The sequence below is a fragment of the Geodermatophilus sp. SYSU D00965 genome (genome assembly GCF_054050075.1).
Genome location: NZ_JBJGYQ010000024.1, coordinates 59,607 through 80,087 on the forward strand (window position 1 = coordinate 59,607; position 20,481 = coordinate 80,087).

19 protein-coding genes and 2 riboswitches are annotated in these 20,481 nt (G+C 75.8%); of the genes, 7 read left to right on the top strand and 12 right to left on the bottom strand.

Translation table 11 applies throughout. The features are described 5' to 3' along the window. Positions 1–30 precede the first annotated feature (30 nt). Positions 31–1,683, top strand: a complete 1,653-nt coding sequence (locus ACI789_RS20295) for a Na+/H+ antiporter (RefSeq protein ID WP_457011188.1) — start codon at positions 31–33, stop codon at positions 1,681–1,683. A 37-nt stretch (positions 1,684–1,720) separates the two neighbouring features. On the opposite strand, the gene ACI789_RS20300 is transcribed toward ACI789_RS20295, so the two are convergent. The 6 genes from ACI789_RS20300 to ACI789_RS20325 all read right to left on the bottom strand — a co-directional run bounded on the left by ACI789_RS20300 (position 1,721) and on the right by ACI789_RS20325 (position 7,780). After that, on the bottom strand, positions 1,721–2,278 hold the full coding sequence (locus ACI789_RS20300) for a dihydrofolate reductase family protein (RefSeq protein WP_457011189.1): 558 nt from the start codon (positions 2,276–2,278) through the stop codon (positions 1,721–1,723). A gap of 152 nt (positions 2,279–2,430) precedes the next feature. After that, on the bottom strand, positions 2,431–3,285 hold the full coding sequence (locus tag ACI789_RS20305; RefSeq protein WP_457011190.1) for an SDR family oxidoreductase: 855 nt from the start codon (positions 3,283–3,285) through the stop codon (positions 2,431–2,433). Positions 3,286–3,429: 144 nt separating this feature from the next. Further along, positions 3,430–4,803 carry a chromate efflux transporter gene (gene chrA / locus ACI789_RS20310; protein ID WP_457011192.1) on the bottom strand — a complete coding sequence of 458 codons (1,374 nt, stop codon included), beginning with the start codon at positions 4,801–4,803 and terminating at the stop codon, positions 3,430–3,432. A 21-nt stretch (positions 4,804–4,824) separates the two neighbouring features. Then, on the bottom strand, positions 4,825–5,256 hold the full coding sequence (locus ACI789_RS20315; RefSeq protein WP_457011193.1) for a chromate resistance protein ChrB domain-containing protein: 432 nt from the start codon (positions 5,254–5,256) through the stop codon (positions 4,825–4,827). Further along, complete coding sequence (locus tag ACI789_RS20320; protein WP_457011194.1) at positions 5,253–5,804, bottom strand: Chromate resistance protein ChrB; 552 nt, start codon at positions 5,802–5,804, stop codon at positions 5,253–5,255. The genes ACI789_RS20315 and ACI789_RS20320 overlap by 4 nt, the downstream gene beginning before the upstream one ends. A gap of 53 nt (positions 5,805–5,857) precedes the next feature. Continuing rightward, the gene (locus ACI789_RS20325) at positions 5,858–7,780 is read right to left on the bottom strand and encodes an FAD/NAD(P)-binding protein (RefSeq protein ID WP_457011195.1); all 1,923 of its coding nucleotides are present in this window, start codon (positions 7,778–7,780) and stop codon (positions 5,858–5,860) included. Between the two features lie 212 nt (positions 7,781–7,992). Continuing rightward, positions 7,993–8,104, top strand: a riboswitch (SAM riboswitch). Between the two features lie 290 nt (positions 8,105–8,394). Between ACI789_RS20325 and ACI789_RS20330 the strand changes: the two genes are divergently transcribed. The 5 genes from ACI789_RS20330 to ACI789_RS20350 all read left to right on the top strand — a co-directional run bounded on the left by ACI789_RS20330 (position 8,395) and on the right by ACI789_RS20350 (position 12,823). Next, positions 8,395–8,928, top strand: coding sequence for a GNAT family N-acetyltransferase (locus ACI789_RS20330; RefSeq protein WP_457011196.1), 534 nt, complete (start codon positions 8,395–8,397; stop codon positions 8,926–8,928). Further along, entirely contained in the window at positions 8,925–9,902 is a 978-nt protein-coding gene (locus ACI789_RS20335) for an amino acid ABC transporter permease (protein ID WP_457011197.1), read from the top strand. The genes ACI789_RS20330 and ACI789_RS20335 overlap by 4 nt, the downstream gene beginning before the upstream one ends. Continuing rightward, positions 9,899–10,696 (top strand): amino acid ABC transporter ATP-binding protein, encoded by a 798-nt coding sequence (locus tag ACI789_RS20340; RefSeq protein ID WP_457011198.1) that lies wholly within the window; start codon positions 9,899–9,901, stop codon positions 10,694–10,696. The genes ACI789_RS20335 and ACI789_RS20340 overlap by 4 nt, the downstream gene beginning before the upstream one ends. A gap of 138 nt (positions 10,697–10,834) precedes the next feature. After that, complete coding sequence (locus ACI789_RS20345; RefSeq protein ID WP_457011199.1) at positions 10,835–11,812, top strand: ABC transporter substrate-binding protein; 978 nt, start codon at positions 10,835–10,837, stop codon at positions 11,810–11,812. Between the two features lie 21 nt (positions 11,813–11,833). Continuing rightward, positions 11,834–12,823, top strand: coding sequence for an ABC transporter substrate-binding protein (locus ACI789_RS20350; protein WP_457011200.1), 990 nt, complete (start codon positions 11,834–11,836; stop codon positions 12,821–12,823). A 27-nt stretch (positions 12,824–12,850) separates the two neighbouring features. Here the strand turns inward: ACI789_RS20350 and ACI789_RS20355 are convergent, their stop codons facing one another. The 5 genes from ACI789_RS20355 to ACI789_RS20375 all read right to left on the bottom strand — a co-directional run bounded on the left by ACI789_RS20355 (position 12,851) and on the right by ACI789_RS20375 (position 17,859). Beyond that, the gene (locus tag ACI789_RS20355; protein WP_457011201.1) at positions 12,851–13,768 is read right to left on the bottom strand and encodes an alpha/beta fold hydrolase; all 918 of its coding nucleotides are present in this window, start codon (positions 13,766–13,768) and stop codon (positions 12,851–12,853) included. 134 nt (positions 13,769–13,902) lie between these two features. Continuing rightward, positions 13,903–15,252 carry an NtaA/DmoA family FMN-dependent monooxygenase gene (locus ACI789_RS20360; protein ID WP_457011202.1) on the bottom strand — a complete coding sequence of 450 codons (1,350 nt, stop codon included), beginning with the start codon at positions 15,250–15,252 and terminating at the stop codon, positions 13,903–13,905. Positions 15,253–15,263: 11 nt separating this feature from the next. Further along, positions 15,264–16,457: an LLM class flavin-dependent oxidoreductase gene (locus tag ACI789_RS20365; protein WP_457011203.1), complete on the bottom strand. Its 1,194-nt coding sequence runs from the start codon at positions 16,455–16,457 to the stop codon at positions 15,264–15,266. Between the two features lie 100 nt (positions 16,458–16,557). Beyond that, on the bottom strand, positions 16,558–16,866 hold the full coding sequence (locus tag ACI789_RS20370) for a hypothetical protein (RefSeq protein ID WP_457011204.1): 309 nt from the start codon (positions 16,864–16,866) through the stop codon (positions 16,558–16,560). Positions 16,867–16,884: 18 nt separating this feature from the next. Further along, a complete protein-coding gene (locus ACI789_RS20375) occupies positions 16,885–17,859 on the bottom strand; it encodes a sulfotransferase (RefSeq protein WP_457011205.1) in 975 nt (324 codons plus the stop codon). 68 nt (positions 17,860–17,927) lie between these two features. On the opposite strand from ACI789_RS20375, the gene ACI789_RS20380 reads away from it, so the two are divergent. Then, positions 17,928–18,839: a hypothetical protein gene (locus ACI789_RS20380; protein WP_457011206.1), complete on the top strand. Its 912-nt coding sequence runs from the start codon at positions 17,928–17,930 to the stop codon at positions 18,837–18,839. A 5-nt stretch (positions 18,840–18,844) separates the two neighbouring features. Here ACI789_RS20380 and ACI789_RS20385 read toward each other — a convergent pair whose 3' ends face one another. After that, the gene (locus ACI789_RS20385) at positions 18,845–20,227 is read right to left on the bottom strand and encodes an aminotransferase class V-fold PLP-dependent enzyme (protein ID WP_457011207.1); all 1,383 of its coding nucleotides are present in this window, start codon (positions 20,225–20,227) and stop codon (positions 18,845–18,847) included. A gap of 31 nt (positions 20,228–20,258) precedes the next feature. Continuing rightward, a riboswitch (SAM riboswitch) is annotated at positions 20,259–20,372 on the bottom strand. Positions 20,373–20,481 lie beyond the last annotated feature (109 nt).

A 20,481-nucleotide genomic window follows, 5' to 3' on the forward strand; every position in this document is an offset into this window, starting at 1 on the left:
CGCCCGCCGGCCACCCGGAAGACTGCGGAGGTGCACGCGGAGACGTTGGTGGTGCTGGTCCTGGCCGCGGTGGCGGTGATCGTGGCGGTCCGCTGGCTCGACGAGCGGACGGGGTTGCCGTCCGCCGCGCTGCTGACCCTGGCCGGCATCGCCTACGCCTACCTGCCGGGCCCCAACCTCACCCTGGACCCGGAGGTGGTGCTCACCCTGGTGCTGCCGCCGCTGCTCTACAGCGCGGCGCTGGACTCCTCGCTCACGGCGATCCGCCGCAACCTGCGCACCGTGGTCAGCCTGTCGGTGCTGCTCGTGCTGCTCACCGCGGTCGCGATCGGGGTCGGCTTCGCGCTGTTCGTCACCGGCGCGACGCTGGCGGCCGGCATGGCCCTGGGCGCCGCGGTCGCTCCGCCGGACCCGGTGGCCGCGCTCGCCGTCGGCCGGAAGGTGGGGCTGCCGCCGCGGCTGATCACCCTCATCCAGGGTGAGGGGCTGCTCAACGACGCGACGGCGCTGACCCTGCTCAGCGTGGCGGTCGCCGCCGCGGTGGGCGACGGCTTCTCCACCCCCGCGGCGGTGGGGCAGTTCGTGGTCGCCGCGGCCGGGGGCGTCGCGGCCGGCGTGGTGGTGGCCTACGGCGTGCGGCCGCTGCGGCGGATCCGGCGCGACCCGCTGTCGTCCAACGCCGTCTCGCTGGCCACCCCGTTCGTCGCCTACCTGCTGGCCGAGTCCGTGCACGTCTCCGGCGTCCTGGCCGTCGTGGTGGCCGGGCTGGTCATCGGCCACAACAACCCCGCCTGGGCGTCGGGCGCCTCGCGCCTGCAGACCGAGGCGGTGTGGCGGCTGGTCGACTTCCTGCTGGAGGGCGTGGTCTTCCTGCTCATCGGCCAGCAGCTGCCCGCCGTCATGGCAGGGCTGGGCGAGTACGACACGAGCACGATCGTGACCGCGTCGCTGATCACCGTCGGTGTGGTGCTGCTGCTCCGGCCGCTGTTCCTGTGGCTGACCGAGCACCTGCCGCAGTCGCTGCACACCCGCCTCGGCGGTGAGGACGTGGCCGGGGACGACGGCGACCCGGCCACCGCCCGCACCCGGCTGTCCGGCCGGGAGATCGTCGTCCTCAGCTGGGCCGGCACCCGCGGGGTGATCAGCCTCGCGGCGATCTTCACGCTGCCGCTGACCACCGACTCCGGCGCGCCGTTCCCGGACCGGGACCTGCTGCTGTTCTGCGCCTTCCTCGCCGTCCTGACGACGCTGGTGGGCCAGGGGCTGACCTTCGCGCCGCTGGTGCGGGCGCTGGGCCTGCGGGCCGACGAGGCCGACCAGGCCCGGCTGCGCAACGAGGCGCGGGCCGCGTCGGTGGAGGCCGGGCTGCGGCGGCTGGAGGAGCTGGCCGCCGAGCAGCACGACCACGTGGACGACGAGGCGATCGAGGGCATCCGCACCCAGCTGCAGGGGCGGCTGGACCGCTACCGGCGGCGGCTGGACGTCCTGCAGGGCGCCGAGGGCGGCGAGGTCCCGCTGTCACCGGAGTACGAGGCGGCGGTGCGGGTGCGCCGGGCCGTGCTGGCCGCGCAGCGCGAGGAGCTGCTGCACTGGCGCGACGTCGGCCGGCTCCCCGACGAGGGCCTGCGCCGGCTGGAGCGGGAGCTCGACCACGAGGAGGGCCGGTTGCCGGCCCGCCGCTGAGCGGGCTGCCGGCGGCAGGGCCGCCGACCGGTGCCGTTCAGCGGGTCCGGTAGCGCGCGTAGAGCAGTCCGGAGTCGAAGGCACGCTGCTCGACCAGGTCGAGGTCGAGGCGCACGCCGTCGGGGAAGAACCGCTTGCCGCCGCCGACCACGCTGGTCGTGACGAAGAGGTGGTACTCGTCCACCAGGCCGGCCGCGATCGCCTGGGCGGCGAGGTTCGGGCCGTCGACGGTGAGGTCGGAGTCGGCCTCGGCCTTGAGCCGGCGGACGGCATCCGGGTCGAAGGTCCGCTCGATCCTGGTCCGCTCGCTCGACACCGACTCCAGCGTCGTGGAGTAGACGACCTTCTCGGCGGCCTGCCAGTCGCGGGCGTACTGCACGATGTGCGGCGGCGCGTCGGGCAGGGCGTGCGCGGTCTCCCAGAAGACCATCGTCTCGTACATGCGCCGGCCGTAGAGGAACGTGCCGACGGGGCGGAAGACGTCGCCGATGAAGGTGTGCACCTCCTCGTCCTCGGCCCCGGCGCCGAGGTCGCCGTCGGCTGCCTCGGCGTAGCCGTCCAGCGAGGTGATCATCGAGTAGATGAGCTTGGCCATGCGTCTCCTCCGGGCACGAGCGCGTCAGTCCCTGGGTGGTCCTGGCGGCTGTGACCCGCGCGGGGCCCGCAACTCATCGCTCGGCCCGGCGGCCCGGCGGCCCGTCGGCTCCCGGCTGCCGGCCCGCCGCTGAGGGGCGGGCCGGCCGGGCCTCACACGAACGGGCGCAGGCCCTCGAGCAGCGGGGTGGTGGGCCGCCCGGCCAGCCGGGAGAGGTGGCCCGGGGTCGCGGCCAGCGCGCCGGCCCGGATGCCGCCGTCGAGGGCGACGACGAAGCCCGCCGTCCCCTCGTCGAGACCGGCTGCGACCAGCGCGGCCCGGTGCTCGTCCGGGGTGAGGCGCTGGTAGGTGACCTCGCGGCCGAGCAGCTCGGCGTAGGCGGCGGCCAGGTCGTCGAAGCTCCACGCGGTGTCGCCCGAGAGCTCGTAGACCGCGTTCTCGTGGCCCTCCGTGCTCAGCACGGCGGCGGTCGCGGCGGCGTAGTCGGCGCGGGTGGCGCTGGCCACCCGCCCGTCGCCTGCGCTGCCGGCGACGACGCCGGTCCGCTTCGCCTGCGCCAGCCCCTGGCCGTAGTTCTCGGTGTACCAGCCGTTGCGCAGCAGCGTGAACGGCAGCCCGCTGTCCCGGACCATCTGCTCGGTGGCCTGGTGGTCGGGCGCCAGCACGAGCGGGGTGTCGTCGGCGCCGAGGATGCTGGTGTAGGCGATGCGGGCCACCCCGGCGCGCACCGCGGCGTCCACCACGGCCCGGTGCTGCTCGACGCGGACGCCGGGGACGCTGCCGGAGACCAGCAGCAGCGTGTCGCCGGCGGAGAGGACGGCGTCCAGGGTCGCGGGGTCGTCGTAGTCGATCCGCGCGCTCCGCACGCCCCGGTCGGCCAGGTCGGCCACCCGCTCGACGGCGCGGCCGCCGGCGACGACGTCGCCCGGGGCGACCCCGCGGGCGAGCAGCTCCTCGACGACCAGCCGGCCGAGGGAACCGGTGGCACCGGTGACGACGATGGACATGCGGGGACCTCCAGGCGGTGGGGCGGCGCGGGCGCGCGCCATGCTCCGTGCCCGAACCCGCCGGGCGGCAGCCCTGTTCCCGCCCCGCGGGAGAGCCGCCAGGCCGAGGGAACGGGCAGCCCGGCCGGGAACGGGCAGCCTCAGCTAGGTGATCGGCAGCCCCGCGAGCCCGGCCGCCAGACCCAGCAGCGCACAGACGCCCAGCGTGCGGAGCACCGACCACTTCACGCGGAACAGCAGCACGGCGGCCACGAGGGCGATGACCAGCGGCACCGGCCGCAGCGTGCCGGGGTCGGGCAGCTCCAGGGAGAGGACGCCCCGGTCGACGGCGACGGTCCCGGAGAACAGCGTGTGGACGGCGAAGTAGACGCCCAGGTTGGCGATCACCCCGACGACCGCGGCGGTGATGCCGCTCAGCGCCGCCGACAGCGACCGGTTGCCGCGCAGCCGCTCCATGTACGGGGCGCCGAGCAGGACGAACAGGAAGCTGGGCACGAAGGTCACCCAGGTGACCAGCAGCGAGGCCAGGACGGCGGCGACCCACGGGTCGAGCTCCCCCGGCGCCCGGTAGGCCCCGAGGAAGGCGACGAACTGCACCACCATGATCAGCGGCCCGGGCGTGGTCTCGGCCAGCGCCAGCCCGCGGACCATCTCCCGGGGACCCAGCCACCCGTAGACCTGCACCGCCTGCTGCGCGACGTAGGCCAGGACCGCGTAGGCGCCGCCGAAGGTCACCACCGCCGCGCCGGAGAAGAACAGGCCCTGCTGGGTGAGGGCGCTGCCCGCGCCGGTGAGCAGCGCGACCGCGGCCACCGGCACGCCCCACACCAGCAGCCCGACGAGCAGCACCCGCAGCGTGCGGCGGGTGCTGGGCGCCCCGTGGTGCAGCACGTCGTCGGGGACCACCGGCGGCGGGCCGGCGTCGGGCCCCTCGGCCGCCTTCGGGCGGGGCATCGCGGACGGCCGCCAGCGGCCGAGCGCCCAGCCGGCCAGCCCGGCGAGCGCGACCACGACCGGGAAGGGAACGCCGAACAGCGCCAGCGCCAGGAAGGCCGCGACCGCGACGACGGCCAGGGCGCGGCTGTCCAGGGCCCGCTTGGCCACCCGGACGACGGCCTGCGCGACGATCGCCAGCACGGCGGCGGCGAGCCCGACGAACACCGCGGTGACCACCGTCGTCGTCCCGAAGGCCACGTAGACGGCGGAGAGCGCCAGCAGCGCGACGACCCCCGGCAGCACGAACAGGCCGCCGGCGACCAGCCCGCCGCGGGTGCCGTGCAGCAGCCAGCCGACGTAGGTCGCCAGCTGCTGCGCCTCCGGACCGGGCAGCAGCGTGCAGTAGTTCAGCGCGTGCAGGAACCGGCGCTGGCCGATCCAACGCTTCTCGTCGACCAGCGCGCGCTGCATGACCGCGATCTGCCCGGCCGGGCCGCCGAAGGTCTGCAGCGAGATGAGGAACCAGGCGCGGACCGCCGTCCGGAACGGGACGGCGGTCCGGGGCTGTGCGTCGGGGTGCATGTCCGTCCGTTCTCGAGCGGGTCAGGCCGGCTCGCGGCCGAGCAGCAGGCGGCGGTGGTGGTACTCGTAGAGCCCGTCGAACAGCGGGCCGGAGACGGCGAGGGTGTGCTCGTCGGTGCCGGTCATCGACAGGCCCCGCAGGAGGACGTCGAGCCCCGGCGCCTCGGGCGCGTCGAACCGCCCGTCGTCGAGGTCGGCCTCGTGGACGGCCTCCGCGATCCGCCACAGCACCGGGTCGGTGAGGTCGTGGCGCCGCAGGACGGTCTCGAACGAGCAGTCGCCGCCGTGGTGGCCGAGGTCGACCCCGCGCATGTCGAACGGGGTCGCGTCGGCGGGCACCTCGGCCGGGTCGGCGACGAAGACGAACTCCGCGTCCGGGTCGATGAAGCGCCGGATCAGCCAGGCGCAGGCGGCGCGGTCGATGTGCACCCCGGCGCGGGTCGCCCACCTCACGGCGCGACCTCCACGGTGCCGGCCGCCACGGTGCCGGCCGCCACGGTGCCGGCCGCCACGGTGCCGGCCGCCGCGGTGCCGGCCGCCGCGGTGCCGGCCGCCGCGAGCTCGCGGAGGGCGACGGCCGCCTCCTCCCGCTCGGGCGGGGGGAAGAAGTCGCGGCGGCCGATCGCGCGGAACTCGGTGCGCAGCCTGCGCAGGGCGCGGGCACGGTCGGTCGCATCGCCCGTGGCGGCGGCCCGGCACTCCGCGGACAGCGCCCGGTACTCCTCCGAGCGGGCCGCGGTCATGCGGGTCGCCAGCTCCCGCTCCTGCGCGACCGACGCCGGCCGGGCCGTCCACAGCCCGGCCGTGCCGCCCGCTGCCAGCACGTCGTCGGCCAGCCACTCCAGCTGCTCCCGGGTGCGCGCGTCGGCCGGCAGCGCGACCAGCCCATCGGCGAGCTGGGCCACGCCGAGCCGCCGCAGCCGCCGCCACAGCGTCGTCCGCGGGCCGGAGGGCTCCCGCGGCAGCCGGTAGGACAGCAGCACCCACTCACCGGGCGTCATGCGGCAATGCAACCACGGTTGCAGCAGCCCGTCCAGAGGTCAGCCGGTGGGCGTCACGCGGCTCCGGCGGTGGTGAGGAGGGCACCGGCGGCCAGCCGGCGCCACAGGTCGCGGGCCAGGGTGTCGTTCTGGCGGAAGAAGGGGGCATTGGTCCGCGGCCGGGCGAAGGCGGCGACCTGCGCGCCGGCGGTCCAGAACCCGACGGCCGACACCCGCTCGCTCGGGGTGCCGTCCGCGGTGACCACCCGGCCGGACGGGTCGACGTCCAGCCGGCCGGTACGCCGGACGCCGGCGGGCGCGGACGGGTCGGCCAGCACCCGCTCCCGCCCCTCGCCGCGCCGCAGCAGACCGGCGACCACCTCGTCGGGGGTGGCGGCGACGTCCGGCGCGGGCAGCCGGGCCTCCACCAGCGTCCGCGCCTCCACCACGCCGGGGACGCTGGACGAGCGGGCCCGGAAGACGCCGGCGTCCTCGTCGAGCACGACCTCGACGTCGGCGCCGAGGAACCGGAGCACCCCCGCCTCCGACAGGGCGAGCAGCTCCTCCAGGCGCGGGCCGGGCGGGCCGCTGGCCAGGTAGCTGAACAGGTTCATCCACCACCCGGTGAGGTCCTCGGCCTCCGACCGGGGCGTCAGCCGCCCCGCGGCGGTCAGGCCGGCGATCGTGCCGTGGCACTGGAGCAGGGCGGTGAAGACGGCGGCGTCGCTGCTGTGCGCCGGGTCCGCGGACCGGCGCAGGTCCGCCCGCACGTGCCGGCGCACCGCCTCCTGCAGGGCCTCGGGATCGGTGAAGTGCTGCCCGGCGAGGGGCCGGTCCAGCGCGGCGAGGTCGAACCGGTCGGCCGGGTCGGGCACCGCCCGCTCCACGAGCGCCCGCTCGGCGCGGGGAGCGGCCGCCGCGGCCCAGGCCTCGGCGAACTCCTCCCACGCCATCGCCGTCCGCTGCGGGTGGGCGCGGAACAACTCGGTGTAGTGCGCCCAGCCGAGCTCGCGCTCGATCAGCGGCGCGAGGTCGGTGCGCAGGTCCAGCAGCGCGGCGGGCCCGAAGGCGGCGTCGACGGCGGCCGGCGTGAAGAAGCGCAGCGGCACCGGCGGCCCGCCCCAGGGGTAGGCCAGCTTCGACCGGTACGGGACGCCGCGGCGCGAGCCGACGTGCAGCACCGGCTCCTGCCCCGAGGGCAGGTAGCGCAGCCGGCCGTCGTCCTCGCGCTCGAACCGCCCGCCGCGCCCGCTGGTGAGCAGCACCGCGAGGTCGACGAAGGCCAGGCCGGCGCCGCGGACCAGCACGTCCTCCCCCGGCGCGAGGGCGGAGAGGTCGAGGTCGGCGGTGTAGCCGGTGGGCAGGTAGGTCAGTCCGCGCCGGGCGGCGACCGCCGCGGTGGCCCGTTCCCCCCGGGTCGGCCGCGCGTCCAGGTGGCCCTGGGCGAGCAGGACGGCGTCGGCGGCGAGCACGGTGCCGTCGGCCAGCCGCACCCGCGCGCCGCCGGGGACGTCGGCCACGTCGACGGCGCGGGTCGCGTGCAGGTGGACGTCGAGCCACGGCGCGGCGTCGGCCACCACGGACTCCAGGACCCAGCCGAGGTAGGCGTTGACCAGCGGCCGGGAGGGGAAGGACGCCGGGCCGAGCCGGTGCGCCTCGCGGCCGACCGGGTCCTCCTCGGGGCGGGCACGGGCGACGTCGCGCAGCCACTCCCACAACGTCGTCCCCTGCCCCACCGGCCCGTCGACGACGACGGAGGGGTCGGGCAGCACGGTGACGTCGGCGACCAGGGAGTTCGCCCACAGCAGGTCCGGCTGCTCGGCGCGCCAGACCCGCCCACCGCCCGGGGGGAAGGGGTCGACGAGGTGGACCTGCAGCCGGGCGCCGGCCGACAGCTCGGGAGCGGAGGCGACGAGCCGCTCGAGGACGCCGATGCCGGTGGGGCCGGCACCCACGACGACGAGGGTGGGCAGGGAGGCGGGGTCGGGCAGGGACATGCGGGCGTGCTCCAGTGCCGAGGGGGGACGGGGGTCGGTCAGCCCTCCGGACACAGCGCGCTGCAGGTGCGGAGCAGGTCCACGTGCCGCCGCTGCGCCAGTTCCGGCCTGGTCACGTCGCCTCCCCTCCTGCCGTCGTTCCGCTGCCTGCAATGTCTACCAAACCGATCGGGTTTGACGTGATTGTTCCTCGGGATCTATCGTCCCGGCCAGGTCCTGAGTGCCAGTTCCAAGCCCCGGCTCGCTGGCCGGCAACCCTCCGCTGCGACGGGGTGCCCCGGGTGACGACCTGGCGGACGCACGTCGCGTCCGCAAGTCCGCAGCCCTCCGGGGCCTCGAACGAGGAGCGCCGACCGTGAGCACCGCGAGCACCCGGACCCTCTCCGCCGACCTGGTCGGCCGGCTGACGGTCGACCTGCTCCGCACCGACAGCGCGCTCTGTCGCTGACGCATTCCCTCCCCCGGCCGGCTCCGGCCGGTCCCCCGCGGCCCCGCCCGCTCCTGCCCACCGCACCCGCGCGGTGCCGGCGGCGTGCCCGCGCACCCCCACCCGCTCGTCCTCCTGGGAGCACCCGCATGTCCCCCACCCCCCTGCTCGGCGTCGAGCCGGCCCGGTGACCGCCGCACCCGGGCTCGCCGTCGTCGCGGTCCACCCCGACGACCCGCTGGCCGCACCGCTGTTCGCCGAGCTCCGGCACGAGTACGACAGCCGCTACGGCGACCTCTACGGCGGCGCCGCCGCCGAGCTCACCCGGTACCCGGCCGCGGAGTTCCTCCCCCCGGACGGTGAGCTGCTCCTGCTGCTGGAGGACGGCACCCCGGTCGCCGGCGGCGCCTACCGCCGGCACAGCGACCCCGGCACCGCCGAGGTGAAGCGGATGTGGACCGCCGCGGCGCACCGGCGTCGCGGCCTGGCCCGCCGGGTGCTGGCCGAGCTCGAGTCCCGCGCCGCCGCCCGCGGCTACACCCGCGTGTACCTGACCACCGGCCCGCGCCAGCCCGAGGCCAAGGCGCTCTACCTGGCCGCGGGGTGGACACCGCTGTTCGACCCCGCCGTCCCCCGCCCCACCGACCTGGCCACCCTCCGCACCCTGCCCCCCGGCCGGCTCGGGTACGCCTTCGAGAAGTCCCTGGGAGACCCCGCATGACCACGCTCGTGCCGCGGCCCACCGCGGAGACCGCCGCTCCTCCGCCGTCCGGGACGCCCTACGACCAGCTCACGGTGGTGCCCGCCCGGCACCCCGGTCGCTGGGTAGCGACCGCCGTCGTCGCCGTCCTGCTCGCGATGGTGGTCAACTCCCTGGTCACCAACCCGCGGTGGGAGTGGGACGTCGTCGCCGCCTACCTCACCGAGGAGTCGATCGTCCGGGGCGTCTGGACGACGATCCAGCTGACGCTGATCACCGCCGTCCTCGGCTTCGCCCTCGGCACCGTGCTGGCGCTCATGCGGCTGTCCCGCTCCCCGCTGCTGCAGGCGGTCAGCTGGGGCTACACCTGGGTGTTCCGCTCCGTGCCGCTGATCCTGCAGCTGCTGCTCTGGTACAACCTCGCCTACCTGTACCAGTCGCTGGACTTCGGCATCCCGTTCGGCCCGTCGTTCGGCAGCGTCGAGACGCTCTCGCTGATCGACAAGTTCGGCGCCGCGATCCTCGGGCTCGGCCTGCACCAGGCCGCCTACTCCGCCGAGATCGTCCGGGCCGGCATCCTCTCGGTCGACCAGGGCCAGCTGGAGGCGGCCGCGTCGCTGGGCATCCCGCGGCGCCGGCAGACCACCCGGATCGTGCTGCCGCAGGCGATGCGCTCGATCGTGCCGACGGCGGTCAACGAGGTGATCGGCCTGTTCAAGGGCACCTCGATCGTCTACGTGCTGGCCCTCGGCGAGCTGTTCTACACGGTGAGCGTCATCTACGGCCGCACGCAGCGGGTGCTGCCGATGCTCATCGTGGCGGCGGTCTGGTACGTCGTCCTGACCACGGTGGTCACCGTCGTCCAGTACCACGTCGAGCGCCACTACGCCCGCGGCGCCGTCCGCACCCTCCCGCCGACGCCGCTGCAGCGGCTGCGCGCCAACCTGACCGCGGGCCTGGCCCGGGTCCGTCCCGGCTCCGAGGTGACCCGGTGACCGCCGCCCCCCTGCCCACCCGTCCCGGTCGCGTCGAGGTGCACGGCGTGCACAAGTCCTTCGGCGCGGTCGAGGTGCTGCACGGGGTCGACCTGGTCGTCGAGCCGGGCACCGTCACCGTCGTCCTCGGGCCGTCGGGCTCGGGCAAGTCGACGCTGCTGCGCAGCATCAACCACCTGGAGAAGGTCGACCGCGGCTTCGTCGCGCTCGACGGCGAGCTCGTCGGCTACCGCCGCCGCGCCCACCGGGACGGCGACCGGCTGCACGAGCTGCAGGAGAAGGACCTGCTGCGCCAGCGCACCCGGTTCGGCTTCGTGTTCCAGAACTTCAACCTGTTCCCGCACCTGACCGCGCTGGAGAACGTGGTGGAGGCGCCGGTGTCGGCGCAGGGCCGCCGGCGCGGGGAGGTCGAGACGGAGGCGCGCGAGCTGCTCGCCCGCGTGGGCCTGGCCGACCGGTCCGGCGCCTACCCCCGGCAGCTGTCCGGCGGGCAGCAGCAGCGGGTGGCCATCGCCCGCGCGCTGGCGATGCGGCCGGCCGTGCTGCTGTTCGACGAGCCGACCTCGGCGCTGGACCCGGAGCTGGTCGGCGAGGTGCTCGGCGTCATCGAGGACCTCGCCCGCGACGGCACCACGATGGTCGTCGTCACCCACGAGATCGGCTTCGCCCGCAAGGCCGCCGACCAGGTGGTCTTCATGGACGACGGCCGCATCGTCGAGGCCGGCCCGCCCGAGCAGGTGCTCGACGACCCGCAGCACGAACGGACCCGCGCCTTCCTCGCCAAGGTCCTGTAGCAGCGGACCCCACTTCCCCACGGCCCCCTGCAGGGGCCCGCCGCGAGCCTGCGAGCGGTGGGGGGCAGGGGGTCCTTCGACCGCGCCGTCCGTCGGTGGCGCGCGCCCGCGCGCCCTCCCCACGAAAGAGAGAGACCCGTGACCGCCCGTACCCGACGAGCCCGCCTCGTCCCCGTCCTCGCCGCCGTGTCGCTGCTGGCGCTCGGGGCCTGCAGCAGCTCCGCGGAGATCGAGGAGCAGGCCCGCGCCGGCGAGGGCGGCGAGCGCACCGCGCTGTCGGTCGACACCGGCCCCGAGCAGGACCGCATCCACACCCAGCCCAGCGAGGAGGCGATCGCCCTGCTGCCCGAGGGCGCCTTCCCCGACGGCGTCCTGCGGGTCTCGGTGACCCAGGGCGCGGTGCCGCTGGCCTTCTTCGCCGACGACAACTCCACCGTGATCGGCAGCGAGACCGACATCGCCACCCTGGTCGCCGACGCGCTCGACCTCGACCTGGAGCTGGTCGTCAACGACTGGTCCAACTGGCCGCTGGCCACCCGGTCCGGCGAGGTCGACGCCACCATCTCCAACGTCACGGTGACCGAGGAGCGCAAGCAGCTGTTCGACTTCTCGTCCTACCGGGTCGACCAGCTCGGCTGGCTGGTCCGGGCCGACAGCGACCTGCAGGTCGACGAGGCCGCCGACATCGCCGGGCTCACCGTCGGCGTGGGCTCGGGCACCAACCAGGAGCAGATCCTGCTCGCCTGGGACCAGCAGAACCGGGACGCCGGGCTGGAGCCGGTGACCATCGACTACTACGAGTCCTACAACGACGCCGTCCTCGCGCTGCAGTCCGGCCGGCTGGACAGTTACTTCGGCCCCAACGCCATCGCCGCCTACAGCGCCGCGGTCTCCCCGGACGACGTCGCCGTGGCCGGCACGGTCAACGGCGGCTGGCCCGACACCGCCAACATCGCCGTCGCCACGGCCAAGGGCAACGGCCTGGCCGAGGCCTTCACCGCCGCGCTCAACTCGGCCATCGAGGACGGCACCTACCAGCAGGTCCTCGACCGCTGGGGCCTGGGCGCCGAGGCGATCGAGCGGTCCGAGACCAACCCGCCCGGCCTGGGCGCCTGACCCCTCGCGAGGAGATCCCCCATGACCCGCACCCGAATCCGGGCGGCCGCCGCGCTGGCGGTGTCGTCCGCCGTGTTCCTCTCCGCCTGCACCAGCTCCGCGGAGATCGAGGCCGGCCAGCGCGCCGACACCGCCGCGGCCGCGTCCGAGGCCGGCGAGGCCACGCCGGCGCCGGTGGTGGACACCAGCCCCGAGCAGGCCGGCCGGGTCTCCACCGACGAGGACCCCGACGCCGCCGCGCTCGTGCCGGCCGACATCGGCGAGGACGGCACGCTCACCGTCGGCGTCGTCGGCACCGGCGAGCCGCCGCTGGGCTTCCTCGCCGACGACAACGCCACCGTCGTCGGCAGCGAGGTCGACATCGCCGCGCTGGTCGCCGACTCCCTCGGCCTCGAGCTCGAGGTGGTGAACGTGGCCTGGGAGCAGTGGCCGCTGGGCGTGCAGAGCGGCGACCTCGAGGCGGTGTTCAGCAACGTCGGCGTCAATGACGAGCGGCTCCAGCTGTTCGACTTCGCGACGTACCGCCAGGGCGTGATGGCGTTCACCGCGAAGCCCGGCAGCGGGCTGTCGATCGCCGGCGCCGAGGACATCGCCGGCCTGACCGTGGCGGTCGGCTCGGGCACCAACCAGGAGCGGATCCTGCTGGACTGGAACGCGCAGAACGAGGCCGCCGGGCTGGAGCCCGCGCAGCTGGAGTACCACGCCAACGCCGCCGACGCGCTGCTGGCGCTCCAGTCGGGCCGCATCGACACCTACATCGGACCGAACCCGAACGCCGTCTACCAGCAGTCGGTCGGGGACGTCGAGATCGTCGGCACGGTCAACGCCGGGTGGCCCGACACCACCTACGTCGCGGCCACCTCGCTCAAGGGCAACGGCCTGATCGACGCCGTCGAGGCGGCGCTGCAGCACGCGTTCGAGGACGGCACCTACGCGCAGACCCTCGAGCGGTGGGGCCTGTCCGACGAGGCCGTCGACGAGCCGGTGGTCAACCCGGCGGTCGGCTCCTGACCTCGGGCCGGTGCCGGCCGTGCGGCGTCAGCCGGGCGGCCGGCACCGGTCGAGGAACCCCAGGATCGCGTCGCTGACGAACTCGGCGCGGTCCTCGTGCAGGAGGTGCGACGCGCCGGGCACCTGCAGCTGCTCGACCCGCGGGAGCAGCGTCGCCAGCCACCGGCTGAGTGCCCGCACGACGGCGGGGCTCCGGGCGCCGGTGAGCAGCAGGGTGGGCACGCGGACCCCGCGGACGGCCGACTCGGGCAGCGGCGGGAAGCCGGCCCGCAGGGCGGCCGACAGCGTGCTCGCGTTGTCCCGCATCTGCTGCCGGCGGTCCTCCGTCAGCCTGCCGAACGCCTCGCGGCCCAGCACGCCCCGCGCGAAGCCCTGCCACGCGCGCTCGGGATCGCCCCGCCGCCGGGCCCAGGCCATCGGAGCGAAGGTGCGCAGGCCGAAGGCGAGGACCGCGAGCGTGGCGCCCGGGTGCCGGAGCAGGCTGCGCGCGAGCACCCCGGGGTGCGGGCGGGAGCCCGGGCCGAGCACCAGAGGCAGCAGCGGCGGTTCCTCGAGGACCAGGCTGCGGACGGCGTCCGGGTGCTCGATCGCGGTGAGCAGGCAGATGAACGCGCCCCAGGAGTTGCCGACCAGGTGGGCCGGCGCCGCGTCGAGCTCGCGGAGGAAGGCGACCAGGTCGTCGACGTGGACCGGCATCGGGTCGGCGGCTCCCGGCGGGACGTCGGCGTTGGGCCGGGCGAACCGGCGGCTGTAGGCGATCGCCCGGTACCGCGCGGCGACCGGTCCCAGCTGCCCGGACCAGGTCCGCAGGTCGCTGATCCCGCCGTGCACGAAGACGACCGGCTCTCCCTCCCCGCGCTGCCGGTAGGCCAGCGGCACCCCGTCGACCACCACGCGCTCGACCCCGGGGAAGCCCGGGCCGTCGTCCGCCCCGGTGGTCGTCATGGCGCGCTCCGCTCGTCCGGTCGGTGGTCAGCGCGGGTGCTCTGCGGGTGTTATGCGGGTGTTCCTCGTGCACTGCCGGTCCTGCCGGACCGGCAGTGCACGAGGTCGACCGGCAACGCCGGCGGTGAACGGCCTCAGCGGGCCCGCGGGGGCACCGGCGGCAGGCCCAGGTGGTCGCGCAGCGTCGTCCCGGTGTAGTCCGCGCGGAAGACGCCGCGCTCCTGCAGCAGCGGCACCACCCGGTCGACGAACGGGTCCAGCCCGCCCGGCGTGATGTGCGGGACGAGGATGTAGCCGTCCGCGGCGTCGGACTGCACCAGGTCGTCGATCGCCGCGGCCACCGTGGCGGGCGAACCGATGAAGGACTGGCGGCTCTGCACCTCGATCATCAGCTCGCGGATGGAGTAGTGCTTCTCTGCGGCGAGCTCCCGCCACTGCCGCGCGGTGGCCAGCGGGTCGCGGTGCATGCGCACCTGGGCGCGCCCCTGGGCGACGTGCGACTCGCCCACCACCGGGTCCACGTCGGGCAGCGGTCCGTCGGGGTCGTAGGCGGAGAGGTCGCGGTTCCACACCTGCTCGAGGAACCGGATCGCCGTCTGCCCGGACACCTGCTGCCGGCGCACCTCGTGCGCGAGCTCCGCGGCCTCGGCGTCGGTGTGCCCGATGGCGAAGGTGGCCGCCGGCAGGATGAGCAGCTCCTCGCGGCTGCGGCCGTAGCGCGCCAGCCGGCCCTTGACGTCGGCGTAGAAGGCCTGACCCGCCTCCTTGGTGGCGTGCCGGCTGAAGATCGCGTCCGCGCTGGACGCGGCGAACTCCCGGCCCTCCTCGGAGTCGCCGGCCTGGAAGACCACCGGCCGGCCCTGCGGGCTGCGCGGCACGTCGAAGCGCCCGGCGATGTCGAAGTGCGCGTCCCGGTGGGCGAACCGGCCGGCCTGTGGGTCGCCCAGGAAGACCCCGCGCTCCTTGTCGGCGACCACCTCGTCGCCCCGCCAGGTGTCGGCCAGCTCCAGCACCGTCTGCAGGAACGTGCGGGCCCGCTCGTAGCGCTGGTCCTGCGGCAGGAAGCCGCCGCGCCGGAAGTTCTCGCCGGTGAAGGCGTCCCAGGAGGTCACCACGTTCCAGGCGGCCCGGCCGCCGGAGAGGTGGTCGAGGGTGGCGAACTGGCGGGCCACCTCGTAGGGCTCGTTGAACGTCGAGTTGATCGTCCCGGTGAGCCCCAGCCGGTCGGTCACCGCGGCGAGGGCCGCCAGCACGGTGAAGGTGTCCGGCCGGCCGACGACGTCGAGGTCGTAGATCAGCCCGTTCTGCTCGCGCAGCCGCAGGCCCTCGGCGAGGAACAGGAAGTCGAACCTCCCCCGCTCGGCGGCCTGTGCGAACCGCACGAACGAGGAGAACTCGATGTGGCTGCCGGCCTCCGGGTCGCTCCAGACGGTGGTGTTGTTGACCCCCGGGAAGTGCGCCGCCAGGTGGATCTGCTTGGTCATCGTGGATCTCCTCAGGCCGGGGCGTAGCGGTTGGCGGGCCGGGGCAGGCCCAGCAGGCCGCGCAGCGTGGTCGCCTCGTACGCGGTCCGGAACAGGCCGCGCCGCTGCAGCTCCGGCACCAGGCCCTCGGTGACCTGCACCAGGTCGTGCGGCAGGGCGGCCGGGCGGAGCCGGAAGCCGGTCAGGCCCGCCTGGGACCACTCGGTGAGCAGGTCGGCCAGCTGGGCCGGCGTCCCGGCGAACACCCGCGCGTCGCTGACGTACTCGCTGCCCGCGGCCTCGTCCAGCCGCCGCCGGCGCGCGGCCGCCGCCTCCGGTGTCGCGTCGAGGAACACCACGAGGTCGCCGAAGACGTGCACGGTCTCCTCGGCGCGGCCGGCCAGCGCCTGGGCGGCGCGGATCTCGCCGACGATCGCCGCGGCGTCCACGGCGTCCCCCGGGGTCACGTACCCGACGTCGGCGCTGCGGGCCACGAGCTCGTACGGGATCGTCTGGTGGGCCAGGGCCGAGACGATCGGCTGGCCCTGCGGCGGCCGCGGCGTGATCGAGGGGCCCTTCACCGAGAACCACCGGCCGGTGAAGTCGATGTAGTGCAGCTTGTCCCGGTCGACGAAGCGGCCGGTGGCGGCGTCCCGGATCTCGGCGTCGTCCTCCCAGCTGTCCCACAGCCGGCGGACCACCTCGACCCAGTCGGCGGCCTCGTCGAACAGCTCCCGCAGCGCCGCCTGGACGGCAGGGTCGTGCCGGTCGACGCTGCGCAGCTCGGGCAGGGTGCGCCGGCCGAAGTGCGCCGCCTCGGCCGGGCTGGTGGAGACCCGCACCCGGACCCCGGCCCGGCCGGTGCTCACGTGGTCGAGGGTGGCGATGGCCTTGGAGAGGTGGAAGGGCTCGGTGTGCGTGACGACGGCGGTGGGCACCAGCCCGATCCCCTGGGTGACGGGGGCGACCCGCGCGGCGACCTGCACGGCGTCCAGCCGGCCGCGCACCTGGTCGGTGCGGTCGTCGGGCCCCTCCCGGTCGGTCGACTGCAGCGACAGCGCGTCCTCGAAGGTGACCAGGTCCAGCAGCCCGCGCTGGGCCTCCTGCACGAGGTCCACCCAGTAGCCGGCCGTGAACAGCTCGTCCGGGCGGGCGTCCGGCTCGCGCCACGCGGCGGGGTGCCAGCCGGCGCCGTCCAGGGCGACGGCCAGGTGGAGGGGGGTCACGACCGGCGCTCCAGCGGGATCTGCTCGCCGGCCTCGACCGCCACGGGCAGGGTCGGCAGGGGGTGGTCGGGGACGGCGGGGGTCTCGACGGTGGTCATGGTCAGTGCACCTCCGAGAGCTTCCCGGTGGTCACGTCGAAGGCGAAGCCGCGGACGCTGTCCTTGACCGGGATGAACGGGCTGTCGAGGATCCGCTGCCGCTGGGCCCGGACGTCCTCCGCCAGCTCGGCGAACGCCTCGGAGTGCCAGTGCGGCCGGGTGCCCACCTCCTGCTCGATCGTCGCGCGGACGTCCTCGTCGGTGGAGGTCAGCATCCCGCAGTCGGTGTGGTGGACGAGCACGATCTCCCGCGTACCCAGCAGCCGCCGGCTGATCGCCGGCGAGCGGATCTCGTCGTCGGTGACGGTCATCGGGGTTCCTCTCCTGGGTCAGGTCCGGGACGAGCCGGCCGCGCGGGACCGGAAGTCGCCGCGGCCGGTGTCGCCCTTCCAGTCGGCGAAGGACTCGCCGGTGAGCTCCTCGAGCAGGGCGATGTCGTCGAGCAGCGGGCCGAGCACCTCGCGGCGGACCTCGACCGGCATGACCGGCCGCGGCGCCCGTCCCGCGTGCAGCGCCACGACCAGCGGGCGGCTGACCTGCCGCCACACCTGCGGCGGGGCGTAGGCGCCCAGCGCCGCCCCGGCCCGCGCGACCCGGGCCAGCGCCCGGTACCGCGGGGTGTCGGCGACGTAGGGCTTGACGTTCTCGGGGGCCACGGTGTGCGCGATCCCCTGCTCGACGCCGAGGAAGGTGCTGACCCGGTCCAGCGTCTCCCGCGGGGTGTCGACCAGCTGCCGGTAGCGCAGCAGGAACACCTGCTCGCGCGGCACCGAGCGGTACAGGTCGCGCAGCTGCTCGCCGTAGCGGCCCAGCCCGCGGTAGTGCCAGAACGGCGCCCAACCGTCGGCGACCCGCTGCTCCTCGGCCCGGACGGCGGTGAGGAAGTCGGCCACCGGCTCCAGCCCGTCGGCCCGCAGGTGCACCCAGTTCGACCAGGCGCGGTCCACCGGGTCGCGGACGACCACCACGACCTTGACGTCGGGGACGTCGGCGGCCAGCCGTTCCTGCGCGCCCCGGTCGTAGAGGTAGAACGGCGTGCTCTCCCCGCGGACGGCGTCCTGCGGGGCGGCGGCGAACAGCGCCAGGTAGTCCTCCCGGCGCCAGATCCACTCACGGGCGCTGTGCGCGTCCCCGGGACCGCGCTGCCCGCTGCGCGGCGGGGGCCGGCCGTCGGTCAGGTAGTACTTCGGCTCCTTGACCGGGGAGAGGTACAGCCCCGGGTGCGTGGCCAGCGCGGCGTGCAGGGCCGTCGTCCCCGCCTTGGGCGCGCCGGCGATGACGAACTGCGGCAGTCGGCCGCTCATGCGGACCCCCTCCTGGATCGGTGTGCACACTGGGCGGCGTCCCCACCACCCGAGACCGGAGCCGCCGCGTGCCCGAGAACCCCCTCCGCCACCCCGACCCGCGCCGGTTCTGGGCCGACGCCGAGGTGGCGGTGGCCCCCGAGGACGCCCGCCGGGGCTCGTGGGCCGGCGGCCCGTCGGCGCAGCTGGTCGACGGGACGTGGTGGCTGGCCTACCGGCTGCGGCGGCCGCTCGGCGAGGGCCGGGGCTTCGCCAACGTCGTCGCCCGCTCCGACGACGGCGTGCGGTTCACCCCCGTGGTGGGGATCGGCAAGGACGCGTTCGGCGCCGAGTCGCTCGAGCGCCCGGCCCTGGTGCACACGCCCGACGGCCGCTGGCGGCTCTACGTCAGCTGCGCGACCCCGGGCACCAAGCACTGGCGGGTCGACCTGCTGGAGGCCGGCACCGTCGAGGACCTGGGGACGGCGACCCCGCGCACGGTGCTGCCGGGCAGCGACGCCGAGGCGGTCAAGGACCCGGTGGTCCGGCACGACGGGCGGCGGTGGCACCTGTGGGCCAGCGTCCACCCGCTCGACGACCCGCTGGCCACCGACCGCATGACCACCGAGCACGCGACCAGCGACGACGGCGTCGCCTGGACCTGGCAGGGCACCGCCCTGGCCGGCACGCCGGGCAGCTGGGACGCCCGCGGCGTGCGGTTCACCGCCGTCGCCCTGGACGGCGCGGGGACCTGGGCGCTCTACGACGGACGGGCCACGGCGGAGGAGAACTGGGAGGAGCGCACCGGGCTCGCGGTGACCGACGGGGACGGCCGCTTCACCGCCGTCCCCGGTGGCCCACTGCTGCAGAGCCCGCACCCGCCGGGCGGGCTGCGCTACGCCGACGCGGTGGCCGTCCCCGGCGGCGGCGTCCGCTGGTTCTACGAGGCGACCCGCGCCGACGGCGCCCACGAGCTGCGCACGGTGCTGCTGCCGGGCTGACACGGTCAGCGCCCCGCCGGCCCGCAGCCGGCGCCGCGCGCGACCGCCCGGAGGTCGGCGCCGGCCGGTCCGGGCAGCGGGCGCGGGTCGTCGGCCGGCTGCCAGCGGCCGTCCCGGACGACGTAGTGGGTCACCGGACCGTCGGCGAGGAACGCGGCCAGGCCGTCGAGCAGCCGGTCGACGTCGGCCGCCGTGGTGGGCACGCCGACGCTGGCCCGCAGCGCCCCCTCGGGCACGCCGAGCCGGGCGAGCAGCGGGTGGGCGCAGAACCGGCCGTCCCGGACGCCGACGCCGTGCTCGGCCGACAGGACCGCCGCCACCAGCCCGGGGTCGGCGCCCTCGACGGTGAAGCCCACCACGCCCGTGGGCGCGACCGAGTCGGGCCAGATCCGCAGCCGGCGCACGCCGGGCAGCGCGTCCAGGCCGGCCTCCAGCCGGGCCCGCAGCGCCCGCTCGTGGGCCTCGAGCGCCTCCTCCGGCAGCGCGGCGAGGGCGTCGCACGCCGCCGCCAGCGCCACCGCGCCCAGCACGTTCGGGGAGCCGCCCTCGTGCCGGTGCGGAGCCGCGGCCCAGGTGGCCTCCTCCACGGTCACCGCGTGCACCGCTCCCCCGCCGGCGAGGTGTGCGGGGGCGGCGTCCAGCCAGTCGCGGCGACCCACGAGCGCCCCGGTTCCGTACGGGGCGTAGAGCTTGTGCCCCGAGAACGCGACGTAGTCGGCGCCGGTGGCGGCCAGGGAGAACCGGCGGTGCGGCACCAGCTGGGCGCCGTCGACGGCCACCCGGGCGCCGGCCGCGTGCGCGAGCTCGAGGACGTCGGCCAGCGGGAGCGCCTCCCCGGTGACGTTGGAGGCTCCGGTGACCGCGACCAGGGCGTACCGCCGCGCGGCGAGCTCGCCGGCCAGCGCCCGCAGGGTCGCCGGAACCGTCGCGCCGGTGGGCAGGACGGTCGTGGTCGCGCGGCGCTGCCACGGCAGCAGGTCGGCGTGGTGCTCGCAGTCGAGCACCAGCACCCGCTCCCCGGCCGGCACGCAGCCGGCGAGCAGGTTCAGCGCGTCGGTGGTGTTCCGCGTCAGCACGCAGACGTCGTCGGGCCGGGCGCCGACGAAGGCGGCCACCGTGTCCCGCGCCGACTCGTAGAGCGCCGTCGACACCTGGGACAGGTAGCCCGCGCCCCGGTGCACGCTCGCGTACAGCGGCAGCGCCTCGGCCACCCGGTCGGCCACGGCGACCAGCGCCGGCGTGCTCGCCGCGGTGTCGAGGTCGGCGTAGCGCAGCCTGCCGGACGGCACGAGCGGCACCTCGGTGCCCGCGCCGACCACCGGCAGCAGCGGCCGCTCCGGGGCCGCGGGGACGTCGACGACGGGACGGGACAGGACGGCGCCGGTCACGCAGGCCTCCTCGGTTCGGGGACCCACCTCGGGTCCGCGCTTGCGGGAGCCGGTCGGCACCCACCTGGTCGTCACCCGGGGCACCCCATCGCGGAGGAAGGGTTGCCGGCCAGCGAGCCGGGGCTTGTCGCTGGCGCTCTTGACCTGCCCGGGAGCGTGGCACGCCGGCCGCATTGTCGTCAAACCCGATCGGGATGGTAGAGATATGTCCGTGCCCGTCCTCCCCGTCCCGACCGCCGCCGCGCCGCGGCTGG